This window comes from Qipengyuania zhejiangensis (assembly GCF_035607565.1).
GTDB lineage: Bacteria > Pseudomonadota > Alphaproteobacteria > Sphingomonadales > Sphingomonadaceae > Qipengyuania > Qipengyuania zhejiangensis.
Genome location: NZ_JAYKGO010000003.1, coordinates 1,220,270 through 1,240,359, shown reverse-complemented (window position 1 = coordinate 1,240,359; position 20,090 = coordinate 1,220,270). Strand labels below are relative to the sequence as shown.

At 63.8% G+C, this 20,090-nt stretch carries 18 protein-coding genes; 4 read left to right on the top strand and 14 right to left on the bottom strand.

Annotation, left to right across the window (positions count from 1 at the left end; all coding sequences use genetic code 11):
• The 7 genes from VR863_RS13790 to pepN all read right to left on the bottom strand — a co-directional run bounded on the left by VR863_RS13790 (position 1) and on the right by pepN (position 8,878).
• Positions 1 to 1,884 carry a cation:proton antiporter gene (locus VR863_RS13790; RefSeq protein ID WP_434784996.1) on the bottom strand — a complete coding sequence of 628 codons (1,884 nt, stop codon included), beginning with the start codon at positions 1,882 to 1,884 and terminating at the stop codon, positions 1 to 3.
• Between the two features lie 76 nt (positions 1,885 to 1,960).
• Entirely contained in the window at positions 1,961 to 2,491 is a 531-nt protein-coding gene (locus VR863_RS13785; protein ID WP_324829043.1) for an adenine phosphoribosyltransferase, read from the bottom strand.
• 79 nt (positions 2,492 to 2,570) lie between these two features.
• Positions 2,571 to 3,425, bottom strand: coding sequence for a cytochrome c1 (locus tag VR863_RS13780; protein ID WP_324829042.1), 855 nt, complete (start codon positions 3,423 to 3,425; stop codon positions 2,571 to 2,573).
• Positions 3,426 to 3,449: 24 nt separating this feature from the next.
• Complete coding sequence (locus tag VR863_RS13775; protein ID WP_324829041.1) at positions 3,450 to 4,742, bottom strand: cytochrome b; 1,293 nt, start codon at positions 4,740 to 4,742, stop codon at positions 3,450 to 3,452.
• A 24-nt stretch (positions 4,743 to 4,766) separates the two neighbouring features.
• A complete protein-coding gene (gene petA, locus VR863_RS13770; RefSeq protein ID WP_324829040.1) occupies positions 4,767 to 5,339 on the bottom strand; it encodes a ubiquinol-cytochrome c reductase iron-sulfur subunit in 573 nt (190 codons plus the stop codon).
• A 215-nt stretch (positions 5,340 to 5,554) separates the two neighbouring features.
• Positions 5,555 to 6,217: a peptidoglycan editing factor PgeF gene (gene pgeF / locus VR863_RS13765; protein ID WP_324829039.1), complete on the bottom strand. Its 663-nt coding sequence runs from the start codon at positions 6,215 to 6,217 to the stop codon at positions 5,555 to 5,557.
• Between the two features lie 6 nt (positions 6,218 to 6,223).
• Positions 6,224 to 8,878, bottom strand: a complete 2,655-nt coding sequence (gene pepN / locus VR863_RS13760; protein WP_324829038.1) for an aminopeptidase N — start codon at positions 8,876 to 8,878, stop codon at positions 6,224 to 6,226.
• A gap of 148 nt (positions 8,879 to 9,026) precedes the next feature.
• Here pepN and VR863_RS13755 point away from each other — a divergent pair, with 148 nt between their 5' ends.
• Both VR863_RS13755 and VR863_RS13750 read left to right on the top strand, forming a co-directional pair.
• Positions 9,027 to 10,274, top strand: coding sequence for a M48 family metallopeptidase (locus tag VR863_RS13755; RefSeq protein ID WP_324829037.1), 1,248 nt, complete (start codon positions 9,027 to 9,029; stop codon positions 10,272 to 10,274).
• Positions 10,271 to 11,065 carry a Rossmann-fold NAD(P)-binding domain-containing protein gene (locus VR863_RS13750; RefSeq protein ID WP_324829036.1) on the top strand — a complete coding sequence of 265 codons (795 nt, stop codon included), beginning with the start codon at positions 10,271 to 10,273 and terminating at the stop codon, positions 11,063 to 11,065. Before VR863_RS13755 ends, VR863_RS13750 begins: the two co-directional genes overlap by 4 nt.
• Here the strand turns inward: VR863_RS13750 and VR863_RS13745 are convergent.
• Together VR863_RS13745 and VR863_RS13740 are read right to left on the bottom strand one after the other, a co-directional pair.
• Positions 11,040 to 11,984 carry a DMT family transporter gene (locus VR863_RS13745; protein ID WP_324829035.1) on the bottom strand — a complete coding sequence of 315 codons (945 nt, stop codon included), beginning with the start codon at positions 11,982 to 11,984 and terminating at the stop codon, positions 11,040 to 11,042. The genes VR863_RS13750 and VR863_RS13745 overlap by 26 nt on opposite strands.
• On the bottom strand, positions 11,981 to 12,976 hold the full coding sequence (locus VR863_RS13740) for a threonine aldolase family protein (RefSeq protein WP_324829034.1): 996 nt from the start codon (positions 12,974 to 12,976) through the stop codon (positions 11,981 to 11,983). Before VR863_RS13740 ends, VR863_RS13745 begins: the two co-directional genes overlap by 4 nt.
• A 50-nt stretch (positions 12,977 to 13,026) precedes the next feature.
• Between VR863_RS13740 and VR863_RS13735 the strand changes: the two genes are divergently transcribed.
• Positions 13,027 to 13,326 carry a GNAT family N-acetyltransferase gene (locus VR863_RS13735; protein WP_324829033.1) on the top strand — a complete coding sequence of 100 codons (300 nt, stop codon included), beginning with the start codon at positions 13,027 to 13,029 and terminating at the stop codon, positions 13,324 to 13,326.
• Here the strand turns inward: VR863_RS13735 and VR863_RS13730 are convergent.
• A complete protein-coding gene (locus VR863_RS13730) occupies positions 13,315 to 14,862 on the bottom strand; it encodes a PH domain-containing protein (RefSeq protein WP_324829032.1) in 1,548 nt (515 codons plus the stop codon). The genes VR863_RS13735 and VR863_RS13730 overlap by 12 nt on opposite strands.
• Positions 14,859 to 15,326 (bottom strand): PH domain-containing protein, encoded by a 468-nt coding sequence (locus tag VR863_RS13725; protein ID WP_324829031.1) that lies wholly within the window; start codon positions 15,324 to 15,326, stop codon positions 14,859 to 14,861. The genes VR863_RS13730 and VR863_RS13725 overlap by 4 nt, the downstream gene beginning before the upstream one ends.
• An 88-nt stretch (positions 15,327 to 15,414) precedes the next feature.
• On the opposite strand from VR863_RS13725, the gene VR863_RS13720 reads away from it, so the two are divergent.
• The gene (locus VR863_RS13720) at positions 15,415 to 16,311 is read left to right on the top strand and encodes an SDR family oxidoreductase (RefSeq protein ID WP_324829030.1); all 897 of its coding nucleotides are present in this window, start codon (positions 15,415 to 15,417) and stop codon (positions 16,309 to 16,311) included.
• On the opposite strand, the gene VR863_RS13715 is transcribed toward VR863_RS13720, so the two are convergent.
• Genes VR863_RS13715 through ileS form a run of 3 tightly spaced genes read right to left on the bottom strand, consistent with a single transcriptional unit; the run spans position 16,308 to position 20,061 of the window.
• Positions 16,308 to 16,718 (bottom strand): DUF3035 domain-containing protein, encoded by a 411-nt coding sequence (locus VR863_RS13715; RefSeq protein ID WP_324829029.1) that lies wholly within the window; start codon positions 16,716 to 16,718, stop codon positions 16,308 to 16,310. The genes VR863_RS13720 and VR863_RS13715 overlap by 4 nt on opposite strands.
• Positions 16,718 to 17,257: a signal peptidase II gene (lspA, locus tag VR863_RS13710; RefSeq protein WP_324829028.1), complete on the bottom strand. Its 540-nt coding sequence runs from the start codon at positions 17,255 to 17,257 to the stop codon at positions 16,718 to 16,720. The genes VR863_RS13715 and lspA overlap by 1 nt, the downstream gene beginning before the upstream one ends.
• A complete protein-coding gene (gene ileS, locus VR863_RS13705) occupies positions 17,254 to 20,061 on the bottom strand; it encodes an isoleucine--tRNA ligase (RefSeq protein ID WP_324829027.1) in 2,808 nt (935 codons plus the stop codon). Before ileS ends, lspA begins: the two co-directional genes overlap by 4 nt.
• Positions 20,062 to 20,090: the final 29 nt, after the last annotated feature.

The window sequence follows — 20,090 nt, the reverse complement described above, 5'->3', positions numbered from 1 at the left end:
TCATGCGCCCTGTCCTGCCTCCTGCGATTTCTGACGCTTGCCTGCCCGCCTTGCCGCGACCTCTTCAGGGCTACGCTCCTGCGGCGGGGAGAAGCTGATGATGGTATCGCCTGCGCGCGGTTCCGGGCGCGCGGCATGGGTGAAGAAACGGATCGTGCCGTCCTCCCGGACCAACAGGAGCATGTTTGCCGCTTCGGGCAGGCGCTGCTGTGCCTTTTCGAAATCGAATTCTTCCGACAGCTTGGTCTTGCGGAACACCCAACCGCTCGCCTGGCGTTCGCTGACGTCCTCGACGCCGAAACCGGATTCGAACAGGGCGCGGCCACGCAGGCCGATCGGCAGGGTGTGGCGATCGTCGTCATCCCCGGCCTCGCCCAGCTGGAACACCTTGTCGCGGCCGATTTCATAAGCAAATTCGTTGCAGACGAGCGCGTTATACGCCTCGTTTTCAGTCGCCGCGACAAGCACGGAATAGGGCGTCAGGTCGAGATTGTGCTCGGTCGCCTCGTTCAGGATCTCACCGTGATAGAACGGCAGGCCCTTCTGCCGAGCCAGGGCGAGGCGCTGCCAGCTGGAATCCACGACCATGACCGGCGTCTTCATGTCGTGCAGCAGTTTTGCCAGGGCGGTGGTCCACGTCGTGCTGCCCACCACCAGCATTCCCGGCCGGTTGCTTCCCTTCAGATTGAGAAGGCGCGCGACAAGGTTGATGGTGAAGCCATGGGCAACGATCGTCGCCACGACGACCGCAAAGGACAGGCCGATCAGCGCCCTGCCGTCATAGCCGATGTCCGCCAGTCGCAGGGCGAAGAACCCCGAGATAGCGACCAGCACGATCCCGCGCGGCGCGATCCACGCAAGGAACAACCGTTCGTTCCAGGGCACGCTCGACCCCAGAAGGCTGAGCAGGATGGTCGCAGGCCGGACGAGGAACAGCAAAGCCAGCAGGAACAGCGCGAAGTTCCAGTTGAGATAGGAAAGCTCCTCGAACTCCAGGCTGGCGGACAGGATGATGAACAGCCCGGAAATCAGCAGGACCGCAATGTTCTGTTTGAACGGATGGATGCTGCGAAGCGACGAGACGTTCATGTTGGCGAGCGCGATACCCATGACGGTCACCGCCACCAGGCCCGCTTCGTGTTCGATCGTGTTGGAAAGAACGAACACGACGATCACGGCCGTCAGCAGCACCGGCACCTTCAGGTATTCGGGCACCGCGCCGCGCGGGAAGGCCCACGCGATTGCCGCGGCGGCGATATAGCCGATAAGGCCGGCGATGATCGCCGCGAAGATCAGCGGCGGCACGACTTCGAACAGGCCGGAACCCGGCGCTTCGGCAACCTTGCGGAAATATTCGTAGGCGATCACGGCGCACAGGGCGCCAATGGGATCGTTGACGATCGCTTCCCACTTCAGGATGGCTGCCGGTCGCGGCTTGACCGAGGACTGGCGCAGCAAAGGCATGACAACGGTGGGTCCGGTCACCACGAGAATACCGGCGAACAGGATGGCTACGGGCCATTCGAGGCCGCCAATCGAATGCGCCGCGAAGGCGCCGAACACCCACCCCAGTGGAACGCCGAAGAAGACAAGGCGCCACAAGCCGTCGCCCGCGTGCCGAAGCTCGCGAAAATCGAGGCTCAGCCCGCCTTCAAACAGGATCAGCGCAACGCCGATGGCGATCATCGGTTCGAGCATGGTGCCAAACGCGTGTTCGGGATCGAACAGGCCGAGCACCGGCCCCGCGAGGAAGCCGGCCGCAAGCATCAGGACGATCGCCGGCCAACCTGTACGCCAGGCGAGCCACTGCGCCCCGATTCCGAGGATCCCGACCATTGCAATGACGAGTGTCTGTTCCATGCCCCTCACAGATTTCCGGGCCATGGCCCGTTATACACGCGTGTCGCGCTTCATTCCTCAATGCCCGAGGACGCGGATATATCCAAATGGACGAAGGTACTTAGTCGCCTTCGAACTGCATCAGCGCCTCGACCATGACGGATTCCTGCCCCAGCGCCCTTGCGCCGCCAAGGTCCGGCAGGTCGATAACGAAGGCCGCGCAGGATACCTTTGCCCCTGCCTTGCGCAACAGGGCCGTCGCCGCGCAGGCCGTGCCGCCCGTGGCCAGCAAGTCGTCCACTATGGCGACGCTTTGGCCGTGCGAAACCGAGGTCGGGTCCATTTCGAGCCGATCGAGGCCATATTCCAGCTCGTAATCCACCCCGATCGTGGCGCAGGGGAGCTTTCCCGGCTTGCGGATGGCGATGAAGGGCAGGCCCAACCGGGCTGCGACCGCCGCGCCGAAAATGAACCCGCGCGCCTCCATTCCGGCCACAGCCTGGGCGTCGCCGATGCGCAGCGAAAGCCATTCGACCGATGCGGCGAAGCCTTCGCCATGGCCGATGAGGGTCGTGATGTCGCGAAACTGGATTCCCCGCTTGGGGAAATCGGGAATGGTGCGGACGAGGGCCTTCAACTGCGCGGGGGTCAATTCGTGTCTCCCGGAAATGAAAGCGCCCCTCGCATCCGACAGGATGGAGGGGCGCCTTGCAAGAGCGGTGTAGCTGCGATCAGTCGCGCTTTTTCGGCTTGGCCGCTGCCCAGATCTGCTTCTTCGACAGATAGGCCAGGACCGTGGCGAACAGCAGGAAGATCAGGACCGGCCAACCGGTCTGCTTGCGCTTCACCATCGTCGGTTCTGCCGTCCAGGCAAGGAAAGCGGCAACGTCCTGCGACATCTGTTCGACAGTCGCCTGGGTTCCGTCGTCATAGGTCACCTGATCCGTGGTCGTCAGGGGCGGTGCCATGGCGAGGTTCAGGTTCGGGAAGTAGGGGTTGTGATGAAGGCCCGGAGCCGGTGCGGCTTCGGGATGTTCAGCCAGCAGTTCGGCCGTCGGCTCGGCGTATCCGCTCAACAGCGACGCGACGTAATTGGTCCCGTCGGCGCGTGCCTTCGCCATGAGCGAGAGATCTGGCGGGATCGCGTTGTTGTTCGCCGCAGCCGCTGCAACCGCGTTGGGATAAGGCGAAGGGAAATAGTCGGTCGGGAGGCCGGGACGCGTGGTGGCTTCGCCGGTGTTGGGATCGATACCCGGAACCTGCTTGCTGGCCGCGAATGCCTTTACTTGGCTTTCGTCGTAACCGATCGCTTCAAGGTCGCGGAACGCCACGAACTTGAGGCTGTGGCAGGCCGAACAGACTTCGTTGTAGACCTTGAGGCCACGCTGGAGCTGCTGGGCGTCCCACTTTCCGAACGGGCCTTCGAACGCGAAGTCGAAGTCGCGCGGCTTTTCGTACGGCAGGTGGCCCTGCGATTCTTCGGTCGCCGCGTTATACGCGCCGATGACGAATGCGAACAGCGCCACAAAGGCGAATCCGAGGCCGACCAGAATGGCGACGAGGCGGACGCTGAGGAGTTTGCTCATGACCTTGTATCTTTCTCGTATCGCTTAGACGGCCGGCGTGGTGTTTTCGCCGAGGACGGCCTTCTTGTCCGAGCCGAGGACGGCTTCGGTGATCGAATAGGGCAGCGGCTCGGGCTTCTCCACCTGGCTGACGATCGGCAGGATCACCAGGAAGTGGAGGAAGTAGTAAGCCGTTGCGATCTGGCTCAGCATGACGAACGGTTCTTCTGCCGGCGCACCGCCGCAGTAGAACAGGATGGCCATCGCCGGAATGAGACCGAACCAGAAGAACTTGCGGAACAGCGGGCGATAGTGGCCGCTACGCACCGGCGACTTGTCGAGCCAGGGCAGGAAGAACCACATCAGGATCGCCGCGAACATGGCCAGCACGCCCCACAGCTTGGCAGGGAGGATGAAGTCCACGGTGAAGGCGCGCAGGATCGCGTAGAACGGCCAGAAATACCATTCAGGGACGATGTGGGCCGGGGTCGAGAGCGGGTTCGCTTCGATGTAGTTGTCCGGATGGCCCAGCGCGTTCGGCAGGAAGAACACCAGACCGAAGAACAGCAGGAGCGCAATGCCGAGGCCAAAGCCGTCCTTCGCCGTGTAGTACGGGTGGAAGGGAAGCGTGTCGCTCTCGCTCTTGATCTCGACGCCCGTGGGGTTCGACGAGCCCGGGATGTGCAGCGCCCAGATGTGCAGGATGACCACACCCGCAATCACGAACGGAAGCAGGAAGTGCAGGCTGAAGAAACGGTTCAGCGCGGCGTTGTCGGGCGCGTATCCGCCAAGCAGCCAGATCTGGATCGGCTCGCCCACCAGCGGGATCGCGCCGAACAGGCCGGTGATCACCTTGGCACCCCAGAAGCTCATCTGGCCCCAGGGAAGGACGTAACCCATGAAAGCGGTCGCCATCATGAGCAGGAAGATGACCACGCCCAGCAGCCAGATCATTTCACGCGGGGCCTTGTACGAACTGTAATAGAAGCCGCGGAAGATGTGCAGATAGACGACGATGAAGAAGAAGCTGGCGCCGTTGGCGTGCGCATAACGCATCAGCCAGCCCCAGTTTACATCGCGCATGATGTGTTCAGTGGTGGCAAAGGCCACCTGCGCGTTCGCGGCGTAATGCATCGCCAGAACCACGCCGGTGATGATCTGCACCACCAGAAAGAAGCCGGCCAGAACGCCGAAATTCCAGAAATAGCTGAGGTTGCGCGGCACAGGATAGCCGGCACCGATCGCGTTGTAGACGAGGCGCGGGAGCGGCAGCTTCTCGTCGAGAAACTTCGTCAACCCGGTCTTGGGTTCGTACTGGCGTGCCCAGGGAAAGCTCATGGTCTTGTCTCTCGTCTCTTAAGCTCAGCCGACCTGGATCACGGTGTCCGAGGTAAACTCGTATTCCGGTACCAGGAGGTTGGTCGGTGCCGGACCTTTGCGGATGCGGCCGGCGGTATCGTAATGCGAACCGTGGCAAGGGCAGAAATACCCGCCGAATTCGCCCTTCACTTCGCCTTCGGCAGCGCCCAGCGGCACACAGCCGAGGTGGGTACACACGCCCATGGTGATGAGCATGTCTTCATGCCCTTCCTTGGTGCGTTCGGCGAGCGATTGCGGATCGCGCAGTTCGCTGGTCGGCGTGGCGTTGGCCGCCTGCATTTCGGCAGGGGTCAGACGGCGCACGAACAGCGGCTGCTTGCGGAAAACCGCCTTGATCGCCTGGCCGGGCTGGATCGAGGAAACATCCACCTCGGTCGAGCTTGCGGCGAGAACGTCTTTCGACGGAGCCATCTGGCTGATCAGCGGAAACACCACCGCGAGACCACCGATACCGGCCGCGCTGACCGCGGCGATATCGAGGAAGTCGCGGCGACGGATACCGTCTTCGGTCACGCCAGCCGTTTCGGGAGTTGCGGTTGCAGCCGTGTCTGCCATCAGCGCTTTGCCTTGCCTGCCTAGTAATTGCAGCGAAACCGGGAATCCGGAAACGCCACTATGTGCGATGTACCACCCGTCTGCCAGAGGGCGTCGCGCCGTATCGATAGATCGTGTGCGATTGCCCCCGGAATCCCGGTTTGGTCCGGGCCTCTAGCGGCTCTGCGACAGGTTGCCAACCGCCATTTTGGCAAGTTCGCTGCGCTCCGGCGCAATCATCCGGCCAACGCGATGAGGCTGATTTGCCGCCCGGCGGTGTCCTCGCCGCGATGCGTCGACCTGCGGAACGAATGGAACCGCGACGGATCGCCATAGGTGTCGAGCGCGAGGTCGTCGATCGCGCCCACGCCTGAGCGGCGGAGGCGATGGGCGACATAGGCGGGGAGGTCGAACTGGAAATGCCCGGGTTTTCCGGTCGCGAAAAACCGCTCATCGCCAGCGGCGAACCGGACGCGGAAGCTGTCATCGACTTCGTAACTCGGCCCGGCAATCGTCGGGCCGATTGCAGCCACGATCCGGCCCGGTTGCGCGCCGAGCGACTCCATCGCGGCAACGGTATTTTCTATTACCCCGCCATGCGCGCCGCGCCATCCGGCATGGGCGGCACCGATGACGCGGGCCGATACGTCGACCAGCAGGACCGGCGCGCAATCGGCGGTCACGATGCCCAGGACCAGCCCGGGCGTGTCGGTGACCAACGCATCGCCTTCGACCCCGCCGTCATCGGGCCGGGTGATGGTGACCACATCGGGCGAATGGACCTGCCGCACACGAACCAGCGCCGCGCCAGCGAGCACATCGGCGGCGTCCAACCCTTCGTGAGTGGAGAACCCGTGCCGGCAATCGGCAAGGAGCGAGGAGCGGATGATCTGTGCCAAGCGCGCCTACCCCAGCGATCGCGAAACCTGCTCGTAGGTATCGCGGGACAATTCGGGCGCGGCGGCAACACGTTCCAGTTCGCTGCGCATGATCGCTGCGCGGCCCGGCTCGATCCTGCGCCAGCGCCCCAGCGGGGGCACGAAACGGGCTGCCGTTTGCGCGTTGATTGGGTCAAGGTCGAGGATGAGGTCCGCAACCAGCCGATACCCCTCGCCGTCGGCGGCGTGGAACGCGTGCGGGTTGGCCGCGAAGGCCATGTAAAGCGAACGCACGCGATTCGGGTTCTTCATCGTGAAGTCGGGGTGTTCGCGCAACGCCTTCACGTGTTCGAGCGCGTTGCCGTGAAGCGAAGCCGCCTGGAGCGAGAACCACTTGTCGATGACCAGCGCGTTGCCGCGATAGCGGTCGTAGAAATCCATCAGCTTCACCGTCCGCTCCACGGTGTCGAGGCCGGCCAGCACCATCAGGGCACCCTGCCGATCGGTCATGTTGTCGGCGCGATCGTATTGGGAAGTCGCCAGTTGCGCGGCCTTCGCCGGATCGCTGGCGGCAAAATACGTCAGCACGAGCGTCTTCAGCTTACGCGCGCCGCACGCCGCGCTGCTGCGCGAATAGGGCACTTTTTCGACACGGGCATACAACGCGTCCAACTCGCTGCCCAAAGCGCTGCCGATGGACGCCTTCAGCGCTTCGCGTTCGGCATGGATGCGCCCCGGGTCGGCCACCAGCATCTGTTCGGCAACGTAGGTCTGGCTGGGCATCAGCAGCAGTTCGCCGCGCATCAGATCGTCGAGTTTGGTGTCCTCGATCACCGCGGCCATGGCCCGTGCGATATCATGGCGCGCGGCGTCGCGGTCGCCATCGGAAAGTTCGCCGCCGACAGCGGAGACAAGATGGCCGGTCATCAATTCCTGCATCGCTTCATAGCGGGCGAAGGGATCGTCATCGCGGGCAGCGAGAAATACCAGATCGTCGCGCGACACATCGCGCTCGATGGTGACAGGCGCAGAAAAGCCGCGGTTGATCGAAAGGATCGGCATGTCGGCAAACCCGTCGAACGAAAATTCGGCTTCGGCGCTGTCCAGAACGATCAACTCCTCGCCGCGGTGCGTCCTGCCGTTGCGATCGAACAGGGCGATCCGCAGCGGAATGGGAACCGGCAGCTTGTCCGGCTGGCCCGGGGTCGGCGGAACCTGCTGGCGCAGGGCTAGGGTCACGGTCGAACCGTCATGGCGCAATTCAACCGACACCTTGGGTGTGCCGGCCTGGCTGTACCACAGGCGGAACTGGCCAAGGTCCAGCCCGGCCCCGTCTTCGATCGCCTTGACGAAATCCTCGCAGGTGGCGGCTTCGCCATCGTGACGTTCGAAGTAGAGATCGGTGCCCTGCCGGAAGCGCTGCTCGCCCGCCATCGTGCGCATCATGCGAATGACCTCGGCGCCCTTGTTGTAGACGGTCGAGGTGTAGAAGTTGTTGATCTCGCGATAGGAATCGGGCCGGATCGGGTGAGCGAGCGGGCCGGAATCCTCGGGGAACTGGACGCCGCGAAGTACGCGAACATCCTCGATCCGCTTGACCGGCGCGGAACCCATGTCCTGGCTGAACAGCTGGTCGCGAAGGACGGTGAAGCCTTCCTTCAGGCTCAGCTGGAACCAGTCGCGGCAGGTAATCCGGTTGCCCGACCAGTTGTGGAAGTATTCGTGCCCGATCACGCCTTCGATACCGTCATAATCGCCATCGGTGGCGGTTTCCGGATCGGCCAGGACGTATTTGGTGTTGAAGACGTTGAGGCCCTTGTTCTCCATCGCGCCCATGTTGAAATCGGACACCGCGACGATGTTGAACAGGTCGAGATCGTATTCGCGCCCGAACACGTCCTCGTCCCATTTCATCGACCGTTTGAGACTTTCCATGGCGTGTTCGGTGCGGTCGAGATCGCCGTCACGCACATAGACGTTCAGCGCCACGTTGCGCCCGGTCATCGTGACGAAGCTGTCGCTGCGCGCCACCAGATCGCCCGCAACCAGTGCGAAAAGATACGACGGCTTTGGCCACGGATCGTGCCATTCGGCCCAATGCGTGCCATTTTCGCCTTCACCTTCGCCCGTCAGGTTGCCGTTGCAGAGCAGCACCGGGAACTGCGCCCGCGATCCACGCATCCGGACCGAATAGGTCGACAGCACATCCGGCCGATCGGGAAAGAAGGTGATCCGCCGGAACCCTTCGGCCTCGCACTGCGTGCACAGCATCCCGTTCGATCCGTACAGGCCCATCAATTGCGAATTGGCCGAGGGATCGATTTGCGTGACAATCGTGATCTGATGGGCATCGCCCGGCAGGCTGAGCAGCAGGTCGTCGCCATCCATTGTCCAGCTGCTGGATTCTTCGCCGTCCACCTCCACACGCGCCGCGGTGATCCCGTCACCGTTGAGGCGAATGACGGGGGATCGGGCCGCCGCAGGGTTGCGCGCCACGCTGAGCGTTGCAGTCACCGTCGTGCTCTCCAGACCGAGATCGAAGTCGAGCAGCGTCTGCGGAACGAGCCAGGCAAACGGCAGATAGTCTTCGCGCCGGATCAGCGAGGGCTCGCTCGGCTGGCGCGCGGCGTCGGCCATTTCGGGGTTGCCGTCGGGGGTAGCGGGGGTGCGTGCGATGTCCATGCTGGTCCTGTTCCTGGGTCGGCGTTTCCTGTGTCACCCTATGCAACGCCCGTCGAGCCTTCGCGTTCACTGGTCGGTGCCGTTCCTACGCCCGATTGACAGATTCGCGCGATGGTTGCAGCCCCCTGCATCCAGGGGAGGGCCACCAATGTTCATTGATTTGCTTGCGACGACCGGTGCCGCGTTCGATGCCGAAGCGGCGACGCGCGCCTATCTCGACACGCTGCAGGGCCCGGCCCGCGCGCAGTCGGACGCCTATTTCGAAGGCGGGTACTGGCTGATCCTGTTCGGCGCGGCGGTGGCGGTGCTGATCGACTGGCTGTTCCTTCGCCTTCGGTTCACCCATGGCCTGCGCAGTCTGGCCGAACGGGTCAGCAAGCGCGCGTGGCTGGTCACCTGGATGACGGCGCTGGGTTATCTGCTTGCCAGTGCGGTGGTGACGATGCCGTGGTCGATCTACACCGGCTTCGTTCGCGAACGACAGTACGACCTGCTCGATCAGCCGTTCGCCGGATGGTTTGCCGAACAGATGACGGCGCTGGCGATTTCGCTGGTGATCGCGCCGCTGCTGATTGCCGTGTTCTATGCGCTGATCCGCCGCGCGCCGCGAAGCTGGTGGGTGTGGGGGACAGGCGTAACCGGCCTGTTCCTGCTGCTGGCCATGGTGCTGGGTCCGGTCTTCCTCGCGCCGTTGTTCAACGAATACACCGAAATGGAGCAGGGCCCCCTGCGCGACAGGATCGAGGCGGTGGCGGCGCGCTACGACATTCCCGCAGAACACATCTACGTGTTCGACCAGTCGAAACAGCACAAACGCATATCGGCCAACGTTTCGGGGCTGGGCCCGACAATACGCATTTCGCTCAACGATAATCTGCTGGAACGCACCAGCGAGGCGGAAATCCTTGCCGTGATGGGCCACGAAATGGGGCACTACAAACTCAACCACGTGTGGTGGATGCTGGGCATCATGCTGGCGATCCTTGCGCTGGGCCTGTTCATCACCAGCCGCGCGGCCCCGTGGCTGATCCGCAAATACGGCGACCGCTGGGGCGTGCGCGATGTGGCCGATCCGGCATCGATGCCAGTGCTGGGCATCTGCCTTGCGCTGTGGATGTTCGCGATGACCCCCGCGATCAATTCGCTGATCCGGATCAACGAAAGCCATGCCGACGCCTTTGGTCTGGACGCGGCGGAAGAACCCGACGGCTTTGCCCGGGTTTCGATGCGTCTTTCCGAATACCGCAAGATCGAACCGGGTCCGCTGGAGGAAATCCTGTTCTTCGATCACCCCAGCGGCGCCACGCGCGTGCGCATGGCGATGGAGTGGAAGGCGGCGAACGTCGACAACCCGCAGATCGTCGTGCCCGAAGAAGGTTATCTCGACAGCCAATGAACCGGCTTTTCGTCTTCGGCCTGGGGTACACGGCATCGCGGATCGCCGGAGCCTTGCGTGCGCGCGGCTGGGAAGTCGACGCCACGGGAAGCGCAGGGACAATCGCGTTCGACGATCGGGACACGGTCACTGCGGCGTTGGAAAAGGCGGATTATATCCTCAGCTCGGTTCCGCCTTCGCAGGATGCCGATCCCGTGTTGGCCGCGTATGCGGCGGCTTTGGCCGGACGAACGCTGGGGTATCTGTCTTCCACCGGCGTCTATGGGGATGCCCGGGGCGCTTGGGTGGACGAGGCATCGCCGACCGGCGGCGGCAGACGGTCGGCCCGCAGCGAGGCCGATGCACGCTGGCTCGATCTTGGGGCGCATGTCTTTCGATTGCCCGGCATTTACGGGCCGGGACGCAGCGCCTTCGACAGGGTGCGCGAAGGCAAGGCCCATCGGATCGACATGCCGGGCCAGGTGTTCAGCCGCGTCCACGTGGACGATATCGTATCCGGCGTGATTGCGGCGATCGACGGCGGCTCGCCGCGCGGGGCCTACAATCTGGCAGACGATCTGCCAGCCAGCGGGAACGCCGTCATCGAGGAAGCGTGCCGTTTACTCTATGTCGAACCCCCACCCCTGCAGACCATCGAGGAAGCGCAGTTGTCCGCCATGGCGCGCGGGTTCTATGCCGAAAACCGGCGGGTTGCGAACGGCAAGGCAAAGCGCGTCCTGGGCTGGCAGCCGCGCTTTCCCACCTACCGCGAAGGGCTGGCCGATATCAGGGTTCGGGAGTTGCGCGCCTAGGCGGAGGAGCCGCCCGCCCGCGCATCGCCACCACCATGCCGGCCAGGGTTATCGCTGCGCCTGCGGCAGGCAGCGGCCCCCAGACGAACCCCTCGAACAGGGTCGACAGGATCATCGCCACGATCGGCACCACCACCGAACTGTAGGCGGCCTGCCCCGCCCCCACCTTGCGCACGAGCCCATAATAGAGCGGAAAGGTCACCACCGACCCGGCGAGACCCAGATACAATATGCCGAGCGTGTATTCGGGCCGCGGATCGAATTGCGGCGGACCTTCGAACACCAGCGCATAGGCCGCGTTGATGCCGACACCGATCAGCATCGACCACGCCAGCAGTGTCAGCAGCGGCTGGCGTTTTGCGCCTTCGGTCGCCTGGACGATATTGGCAATGCTGGCCGACAGGATCCCGCCAACGGTCAGCGCGGCGCCGGTCAGAACCTCGCCCAGCGTGGCCGGCGATGCGCGGTATTCCTGCGCGAACAGCATGGCCACGCCGACGGCCGCGATGGCTGAACCCAGCACGAATTCGGACTTGATCGGCTGGCCCAGAACCAACCGGCCGAACAGGGCGTTCGGCACGACCAGCAGAGCGAACATGACCGCAACCAATCCTGAAGTGATGAACCCTTCGGCGTTGTAGACGAAACCGAAATTCAGCGAAAACTGGAAGATCCCCAGCGCCACCGCCCACGGCCAGCCGGATCGCGCGAGGCGGAACGGTTCGCCCCGGAAAGCCGCCAGCGCAAACATGCCCGCCGCGGCCACCACGAAGCGATAGGCGATCGACCATGCGGGCGGCACGCTGGAAATCTGGTCCCGTATGACCAGCCACGTCCCGCCCCAGATCGCGCTGACCAGAAGGAAAGCGGCCAGGTTGCGGGGGGTAAACAGGCTTTCGCCGACGGTGGACGCGCTCATAGGCTGGCGATGGCCCGCGCCAGGGCGCTGGCGTCTTCGTCACGCGTGTTCCACGCCGTCACGAACCGGGCGGCATCGGCGCCCCAGTCGTAAAATCCGAACCCCTGTTTGCGCAGCGTCTCGCGTTCGGCCGGGGTGCATCGCACGAACAGCTCGTTGGCTTCGGCCGGATGCATCAGCCGCGCACCGCACACCGCGGCGATTTCCGATGCGGCGGCGTTCGCATGGCGCGCGTTGGCCAGCCACACGGCATTGTCGAGCATCGCGTTGATCTGCGCCGCCAGATACCGGCCCTTGGACTGCAGATGGCCTGCCCGCTTGCGGCGATAGCGCGCCACATCCGCCAGCGCGCCATCGAAGAACACGATGGCTTCCGCGCTCATCCCGCCATTCTTGATGAAGCCGAAGCTGAGCGCGTCGACATCCCCCGCCGCTTCGCCCGGGGTGGAGCCGAGGAAAGCTGCAGCGTTGCCGAACCGTGCACCGTCCATGTGGAGGCCAAGGCCTCGCTCCCTTGCCAGGGTGGCAATCGCCGCCACTTCGTCGGCACGATAGCTGCGTCCGTATTCGGTGGCCTGCGTGATGGAAATCGCGTGCGGCTGGACCTGGTGCACGTCATCGCGGATCGGATCGATCACGGCGCGAATGGCGTCCGGCGTCAGCTTGGCACCGTCACCCAGCGCGAGCAGCAATTTGGCGCCGTGAAGATAAAAGCCGGGCGCGCCGCCTTCGTCCACTTCGATATGCGCTTCCTCGTGGCACACGACCGCTCCGTGCGGCGGCACCATGCACGCCAGCGCGAGGCAATTCGCCGCCGTCCCCGTGGCGACCCACAGCACCGCGCATTCGCGCCCGAACAGCGCGGAAAACCTGTCGTCAAGCGCGGCGGACAGCGCATCGCCATCGTATGGTGCATCGGGCGAATCGGCGGCACGCATCGCATCCCATACGGCGGGATGAACACTGGCGGCGTTGTCGGAAAGAAATTGCATTGGAACGCGCATACCCCCCACCGCATTTCTTGCACAGAAAGGAATTCTGCATGACCGACAGCACGGACATCACGATCGAACGTGAGGGAAATGACAGCAGCGGCGCCTATGTGATCAAGCTTTCCGGAGTGGAACGGCGCGCCGAACTGACCTGGGTCGCCCGCGACGGGGTGAGGCACGCCAACCATACCTTCGTGCCCGACGAAATGCGCGGCAAGGGTATTGCCGCCAAACTGGTCGATGCGCTGATTGCCGACGCGCGCGAACAGGGGTTCACGATTTCACCCGATTGTTCCTATGTCGCCGGCGCGTTTCGCCGCAACCCGGACTGGTCAGACCTACGGGCCTGACACTTCGGGATCGCCGACCGGGCCGACCAGTCGGGAAAAATCGGTTCCCGCGATGCTCTCGAGAATTTCGGCGCGCCAGCGGCGGGCGTCCGCGACATCCATCGCGGCGATTTCAAACGTGCCGCCGGCAAGCCCAAGGTGAAGCGCCGCGTATCCCCGGCGCCGCGCCAGCGGACCCTGGCGGATTTCGACCGATTGCAGCCGAATGCGCGAACCGATCGTCGTCTTGGGTGAAAGCCAGCCGTGCCGTGAATACAGGAACTGCGCGCCCAGCGCGTGGCGGTCGACGCGGTAGAGGTAATATTGCCGGATCGCCGCTACCAGCCCGGCGGCCAGCGGAAGCAGGGCAATGAGGGGATAGGGAGAGAATACGTAGGCCGGAACCGCGGCCATGGTGAACAGGGCAAGCTCCATCATCGCTGCATCGAAACTCGCCCTCGCGCTGCGCCTCCCCCACGGCAGGCCGCTGTCCGGCAGGGCGAAACCGGTGGTTGCAACGATGGGTGCGATTTCGTCCATCTGCGCGAATGGGGCGGCATCGTGATTGGCCGAACCGCTATCGCTCGCCAGGCTCACCACCTTCAGCGAATGCCAGCCGAACAGACGCCGCACGAACCCCGTGCCCAGCCGCAGGGCCTGCACCCGGTGCAACGGCATCACCACATCGGTGCGGGTGATCAGGCCCCGTCGCCGGCGCAGGCCCTTTTCACCGCGCTCCAGACGAAAATTCCATTCGCGCAGGGCGGTCCGCACCAATCCGGTCGCAAGCCCCAGAACCGCGAGGAATACCAGCGCCACGGCCGCCCCGATGATCTGTGCCGCCACGCCAAGGCCGGCGAGCCAGCGCCCGGGTCCGGCAATCCGTTCTTGCCAGGCATCGAGATCCCACAGGTCGAACGGAAGCAGGAAATCCAGTTGCTGCGCCGCACCGCCGATCACCGCCACCACCGCGAGCGAGAATTCGAACAGGCCGAATTTCAACACCCGCCCGGGCGTCATGGCGAACAGCACTTCGGCTGCCTCTTCATCGTGGTCCGCCGCGCCCGCCTGCCCGTCTGGTTCCACCCCGCCGTCACGCCGGTACCGCACGACTTTGCGAAGCCGCTCACCCTCGTCTTCCGAAAGATAGGCGAGCTTGAGGTCATCGCCGCCGCCGGCCCCGGTTTCGAATTTCACCTCGGTCAGGCCGAACAGGCGGGGAAGGAATTTCTGCTCGAGGCTGACGTCCTGAATACGCTCGTAAGGAATGGCCCGTGCGGTGCGCGACAGCAGCCCGCTTTCCACCCTGATATCGCTCTCGCGAACTTCGTAGGTCAGGCGGCTCCACCGCAGGTAGGCGACCGCAAAATTGGCGGCGATCACCAGCAGGACCAGCGGCAGATAGAACGCGGCAACGTCGCCGAAATCGCCCTTGTCGAAGATCGTGACAGCCCCGATGGCCACGGGAACCACGAGCTGGGTCAGCATCGTCGCCGCTTTGACTGCAAACGTGCGCGGGTCCGTTCGCCGCGCCATCCCGGCGGGGTGGTCGGTCACTGGGTGTCGCGCCGGATCGCCGCGCGGATTTCCTCGCGCATGGCCATCGCATCTTCGCGCTTGAGCCCGGGGAGCGAGACCGATGCGTTATGCGTGCCTGCCGTGTGGACGGTGACGGTGGCCAAGTGGAACACACGCTCCAGCGGGCCTTCGTTCACATCGATGTGCTGCACCCGCCCGAACGGAACGACGGTATCCGAACGGAACAGGATCCCCCGCACGACGCGCAGCCGTTCGCCTTCGAGGGTATAGCCGCGCGCGGCATAGCGGCGCATCGGCATCCGGATCAGGAGCCACAGGGCAAATACGATGACCGGCGCCCAGACCGCACCGGTGTACCCGGGAATGAAATACTCGGCGACTGTCGCGCCCGCCAGCAGAACAAGCGCCACCAGGGCGAACTGCAGGCGAAGCATCGACTGGTAAGCCGGATCGAGCGGGGTGAGATCGTCGGGTTCTTCCATACCGTTATAGTTACGCAATACAGCGAGCCAATTCAATCTGGTTTCATTGCCTTGGTGCGTTATGACTGTCCGCGAAAAGGGGAGAAGTATGGAAATTGGCAAGCTGATGTACCGCGATGGCCTGATGAAGGGCGAACGCATCCTGATCACCGGTGGGGGAACCGGTCTTGGCCGGGAAATGGCCGAAGCCTTCGTGCAGCTGGGTGCCGAAGTGCATATCTGCGGGCGCCGCCAATCCAAGATCGACGAAACAGCCAGCGAACTGTCGTCCGCGCATGGCGGAAAGGTGATCGGGCACGCCTGCGATATTCGCGATCCCGATGCGATCCGCGAAATGGTCGACGCGATCTGGGCGCATGGGCCGCTGACCGGTGTGGTCAACAACGCAGCCGGCAACTTCATCAGCCGTACCGAAGACCTGTCGGTCAACGGCTTCAACGCCATCAGCGACATCGTGTTTCGCGGGACGTTCTACGTCACTCTGGAAGTCGGCAAGCGGTTGATCGCCGAAAAGCGCAAGGCCAGCTTCCTCGCCATCCTCACCACATGGGTGTGGAACGGCAGCGCGTTCGTGGTGCCTTCGGCGATGAGCAAGGCGGGGATCAACGCGATGACGCAAAGCCTTGCCGTCGAATGGGGCCGTTACGGTCTGCGTTTCAACGCGATCGCGCCGGGCCTGTTTCCGACCAAGGGAATGAGCGCGCGGCTGAGCCCCGGCGGACGGGGCGGCAATTCCAACGATTCGATGAACCCGATGGGCCGCCACGGCGAAATGCATGAATTCGCCAACCTCGCCGTGTTCCTGATGGGGCCGGGTGCGGAATGGGTGAACGGCCAGACCATCGCGATCGACGGCGCGGGCTATCAGGCCACGGGCGGCACCTTCTGGGGTGCGCTGCACGGGCTTGGCGATGAAGAGTGGGGCCAGATGCGCGACATGATCAAGAACACCAACGCGCAGGACAAGGCCGACCGGACGACTTAGCCCGGGATTACGGCCACCGCGGTTGCACCGTCGCCTTCAGGGGCGGCGATGATATCGCGCGTCACCGAACCCTTGGCCACGGTGGCCGTGGCAGGATCGCCCACGCTGCTGCGGATGCCGGGCGCCGCAGCGCCGGCACGGTCGAGCAGGCTCGTCTCCACGCTGCTGCGCGGTGCCGGGCCGCCGAACAGCGCCTCGAGCGCCTGTTCGGCTGCGGTGCCTTCGGTCGGACGCGGAGCGCCCGGGGTCGGCGGGGTCAGGTTGAAGTCCGGCGGAACCACCAGCGGCGCCTGGCGCTGCACGGCGAATTCGTCGGGCCGTTCACGGTTGAGCAGGCCGCCGCCGCCGCAGGCTGCGGTCATGGCGGCAAGGCCGGCAACAAGGGCGATACGGGCATGCTTGGTCATCAGATATTCTCCGCGGCGCCGGGCGCCTTCGTGGTCATGAGATCGTCAACTTCCTTGTCGCGCATGAAGAACGCCCGCGCAAGGATGATCAAAACGCCGATGGTGATAGCTGCATCGGCAACGTTGAAGATAAGGAAGGGTCGAAATTCGCCGAAATGAAGATCGGCGAAATCGACCACATAGCCCAGTTCGTACCGGTCCTTGATGTTGCCCAGCGCCCCGCCGAGGATCAGCGAAAGGCCCAGAATGTCGCCGAACAGCTTTTCGCGCAGCATCCAGACGGTCACCACTAGGGCGATGAGGGCGGTGACGATCACCAGACCCCAGCGCATTTCAGGGCTGGTCGCCTCGAACATGCCGAGCGACACGCCGTAATTGCGGGTAAACCGCAGATCGAAGAACGGCAGCAGTTGCTGCACCTTGCCGACCTGGTCGATCCCCAGCGGGCCGGTGACGAGCCATTTGGTCCATTGATCGACAACGAAGATGGCCAGCGCCAGCACGCAGCCGGTCAGGCGGTTCTTGAGCAGCGGGGTCATTGTGCGGCATCCATTGCGGCGACGACATCTTCACAGCGATCGCACAACGCGCCGTCCTGCGGCACGCTGGGCAGCAGGCGCCAGCAGCGCCCGCATTTGTCTTCGGATGTCCGGCTTACCGTCACGGTGTCGCCTTGCCCCCGCGTGACTGACGCGGTGATGAACAACTCCGCCAGATCCTCGTCCGAAAAACCGTCCGGCACGGCGGCCGCAGGGACGATGACATCGGCCTCGAGCCCGGAACGGATGACCTTTTCCCGCCGCAACGGCTCGATCGCTTCCATCACGCTCTCGCGAAGCTCGCGCAGCTTGCCCCAGCGTTCGCCATCGGCGGTGACGCCAGGAACGGCGGGCCATTCGAGAAGGTGGACGCTGCCGCCATCGGGGTAGCGGGCACCCCACACCTCTTCGGCCGTGTAGACCAGCACCGGCGCGGCATAGCGCACCAGCGCATGGAAAAGGAGGTCGAGCACGGTGCGATAGGCGTTGCGTTTCGTGCTGTCCGGCCCGTCGCAATACAGGCTGTCCTTGCGGATATCGAAGAAGAACGCCGACAGGTCTTCGTTGCAGAAATCGACCAGCAGGCGGGTGTAGGCGTTGAAATCGTAATCATCGACCGCGCGGCGCAGCTTGCCGTCCAGATCGGCCAGCAGAGCGAGGACATAACGTTCCAGCTCGGGAATTTCGCCGCCATCGCCCATATCGCCGATAAACCCGTCGAGCGCGCCGAGCAGATAGCGGAAGGTGTTGCGCAGCTTGCGATACTGGTCGCCCACGCCCTTCAGGATTTCATCGCCGATGCGGTGATCTTCGGTGAAATCGACGCTCAGCGCCCACAGGCGGATGATGTCGGCGCCGTATTGTTCCATCACCTTCAGCGGGTCGATGGTGTTGCCCAGGCTCTTGGACATTTTCTTGCCCTTGGCGTCCATGGTGAAGCCGTGGGTGAGAATCTGGTTGTAAGGCGCGCGGCCGCGCGTGGCGCAGCTTTCCAGCAGCGAAGATTGGAACCAGCCGCGATGCTGATCGCTGCCTTCGAGATACAGATCCGCCGGCCACTGCATTTCGGGCCAGCGCCCGCTTTCCAGCACGAAGGCATGGGTGCAGCCCGAATCGAACCAGACGTCGAGAATGTCGGTGACCATCTCGTAATCGTCGGCATTGTAGTCCGCGCCCAGGAACTCGGCCTTGCGAGCCTGGTCCCACGCATCCACGCCCTCCTGCGCGACCGCCGCGATGATCCGGGCGTTGACCGCGGCATCCTGGAGGTAGTCGCCAGTACCGTTCTTCACGAACAGCGTGATCGGTACGCCCCACGCACGCTGGCGCGAAAGCACCCAATCGGGCCGCCCTTCGACCATGGAGCCGATGCGATTGCGCCCCTTTTCAGGGATGAAGCGCGTATCGGCGATGGCGCCCATCGCGCGTTCGCGCAGGGTGCCGCCGCCTGCCAGTTCCTTGTCCATCGGCACGAACCACTGCGGCGTGCAGCGGAAGATCACCTTGGCCTTGGAGCGCCAGCTGTGCGGATAGGAGTGGGTGTAATCCTCGCTCGCGGCGAGCAGTGCGCCCGCTTCGCGCAGGTCCGAGCAGATCGGGCCTTCGGGGGAATTGAACGGTTTGTTGATGACGCTGCGGCGGCGTTCGTCGTTGCCGCCCAGCCATTCCCAGTCGTCACGATAGACGCCGTTGTCCATGACCGCGAATTGCGGTTCGATTCCGTTGGCGCGGCAGAGGTCGAAATCGTCCTCGCCATGGTCGGGTGCCATGTGGACGAGGCCGGTGCCGCTGTCGGTGGTGACGAAGTCGCCCGGCAGGAAGGGGCGCGGTTTAGCGTAGAACCCGCCGAGATGGTGCATCGGGTGGCGGGCGACGGTGCCGGCGAGGTCGGAGCCTATACCGGCCCAAATCACGCTCATCCCTGAAAGAAGATGGTCGCCTACAAGCCTCATAAAAACTTGATCTGGAATATCGCCAGCCTGAGCGATCAATATGGTTTTACCTGAAGGGTGACCGTCGATGGCAAAGTAAGGGATCTCCGGCCCATAGGCCAAAGCCTGATTCACCGGGATCGTCCAAGGCGTGGTGGTCCAGATCACTGCATGCGCGCCGACCAGTTCCGGAATAGGCGAGTCCACGATCTCGAACGCCACGTCGATCTGGGTCGAGACGATGTCCTCGTACTCCACCTCGGCCTCGGCCAGCGCGGTTTCTTCAACCGGCGACCACATCACCGGCTTCGACCCGCGATAGAGATTGCCGCTCTCCGCAAACTTCATCAGCTCGGCAACAATGGTCGCCTCGCTGTCGAACTGCATGGTGAGGTAGGGATTGTCCCAGTCCGCCATGATGCCGAGGCGCTTGAGCTGCTCGCGCTGCACATCCACCCAATGCTGCGCATAGGCGCGGCATTCGGCGCGGAATTCCTTAGGATCGACTTCGTTCTTGTCGAGCTTCTTCTTGCGGTACTGTTCTTCGACCTTCCATTCGATCGGCAGGCCGTGGCAGTCCCACCCCGGAACGTAAGGCGCATCCTTGCCGAGCAGGTTCTGCGTGCGGCAAACCATGTCCTTGAGCACATGGTTGAGCGCATGGCCGATATGCATGTCGCCGTTGGCGTAGGGCGGGCCATCGTGGAAGATGAACTTGTCGCGCCCCGCGCGGCTTTCGCGCAGCTGGCTGTAAATGCCCTCGTCCTGCCAGCGCGACTGGATGCCCGGCTCCTTCTGTGGAAGGCCGGCCTTCATGGGGAAATCGGTCTTGGGCAGGAAGACCGTGTCTCGATAGTCGCGCTGTTCAGACATAGGGGCGAGCCGTTAGGGGATTTGGCCGC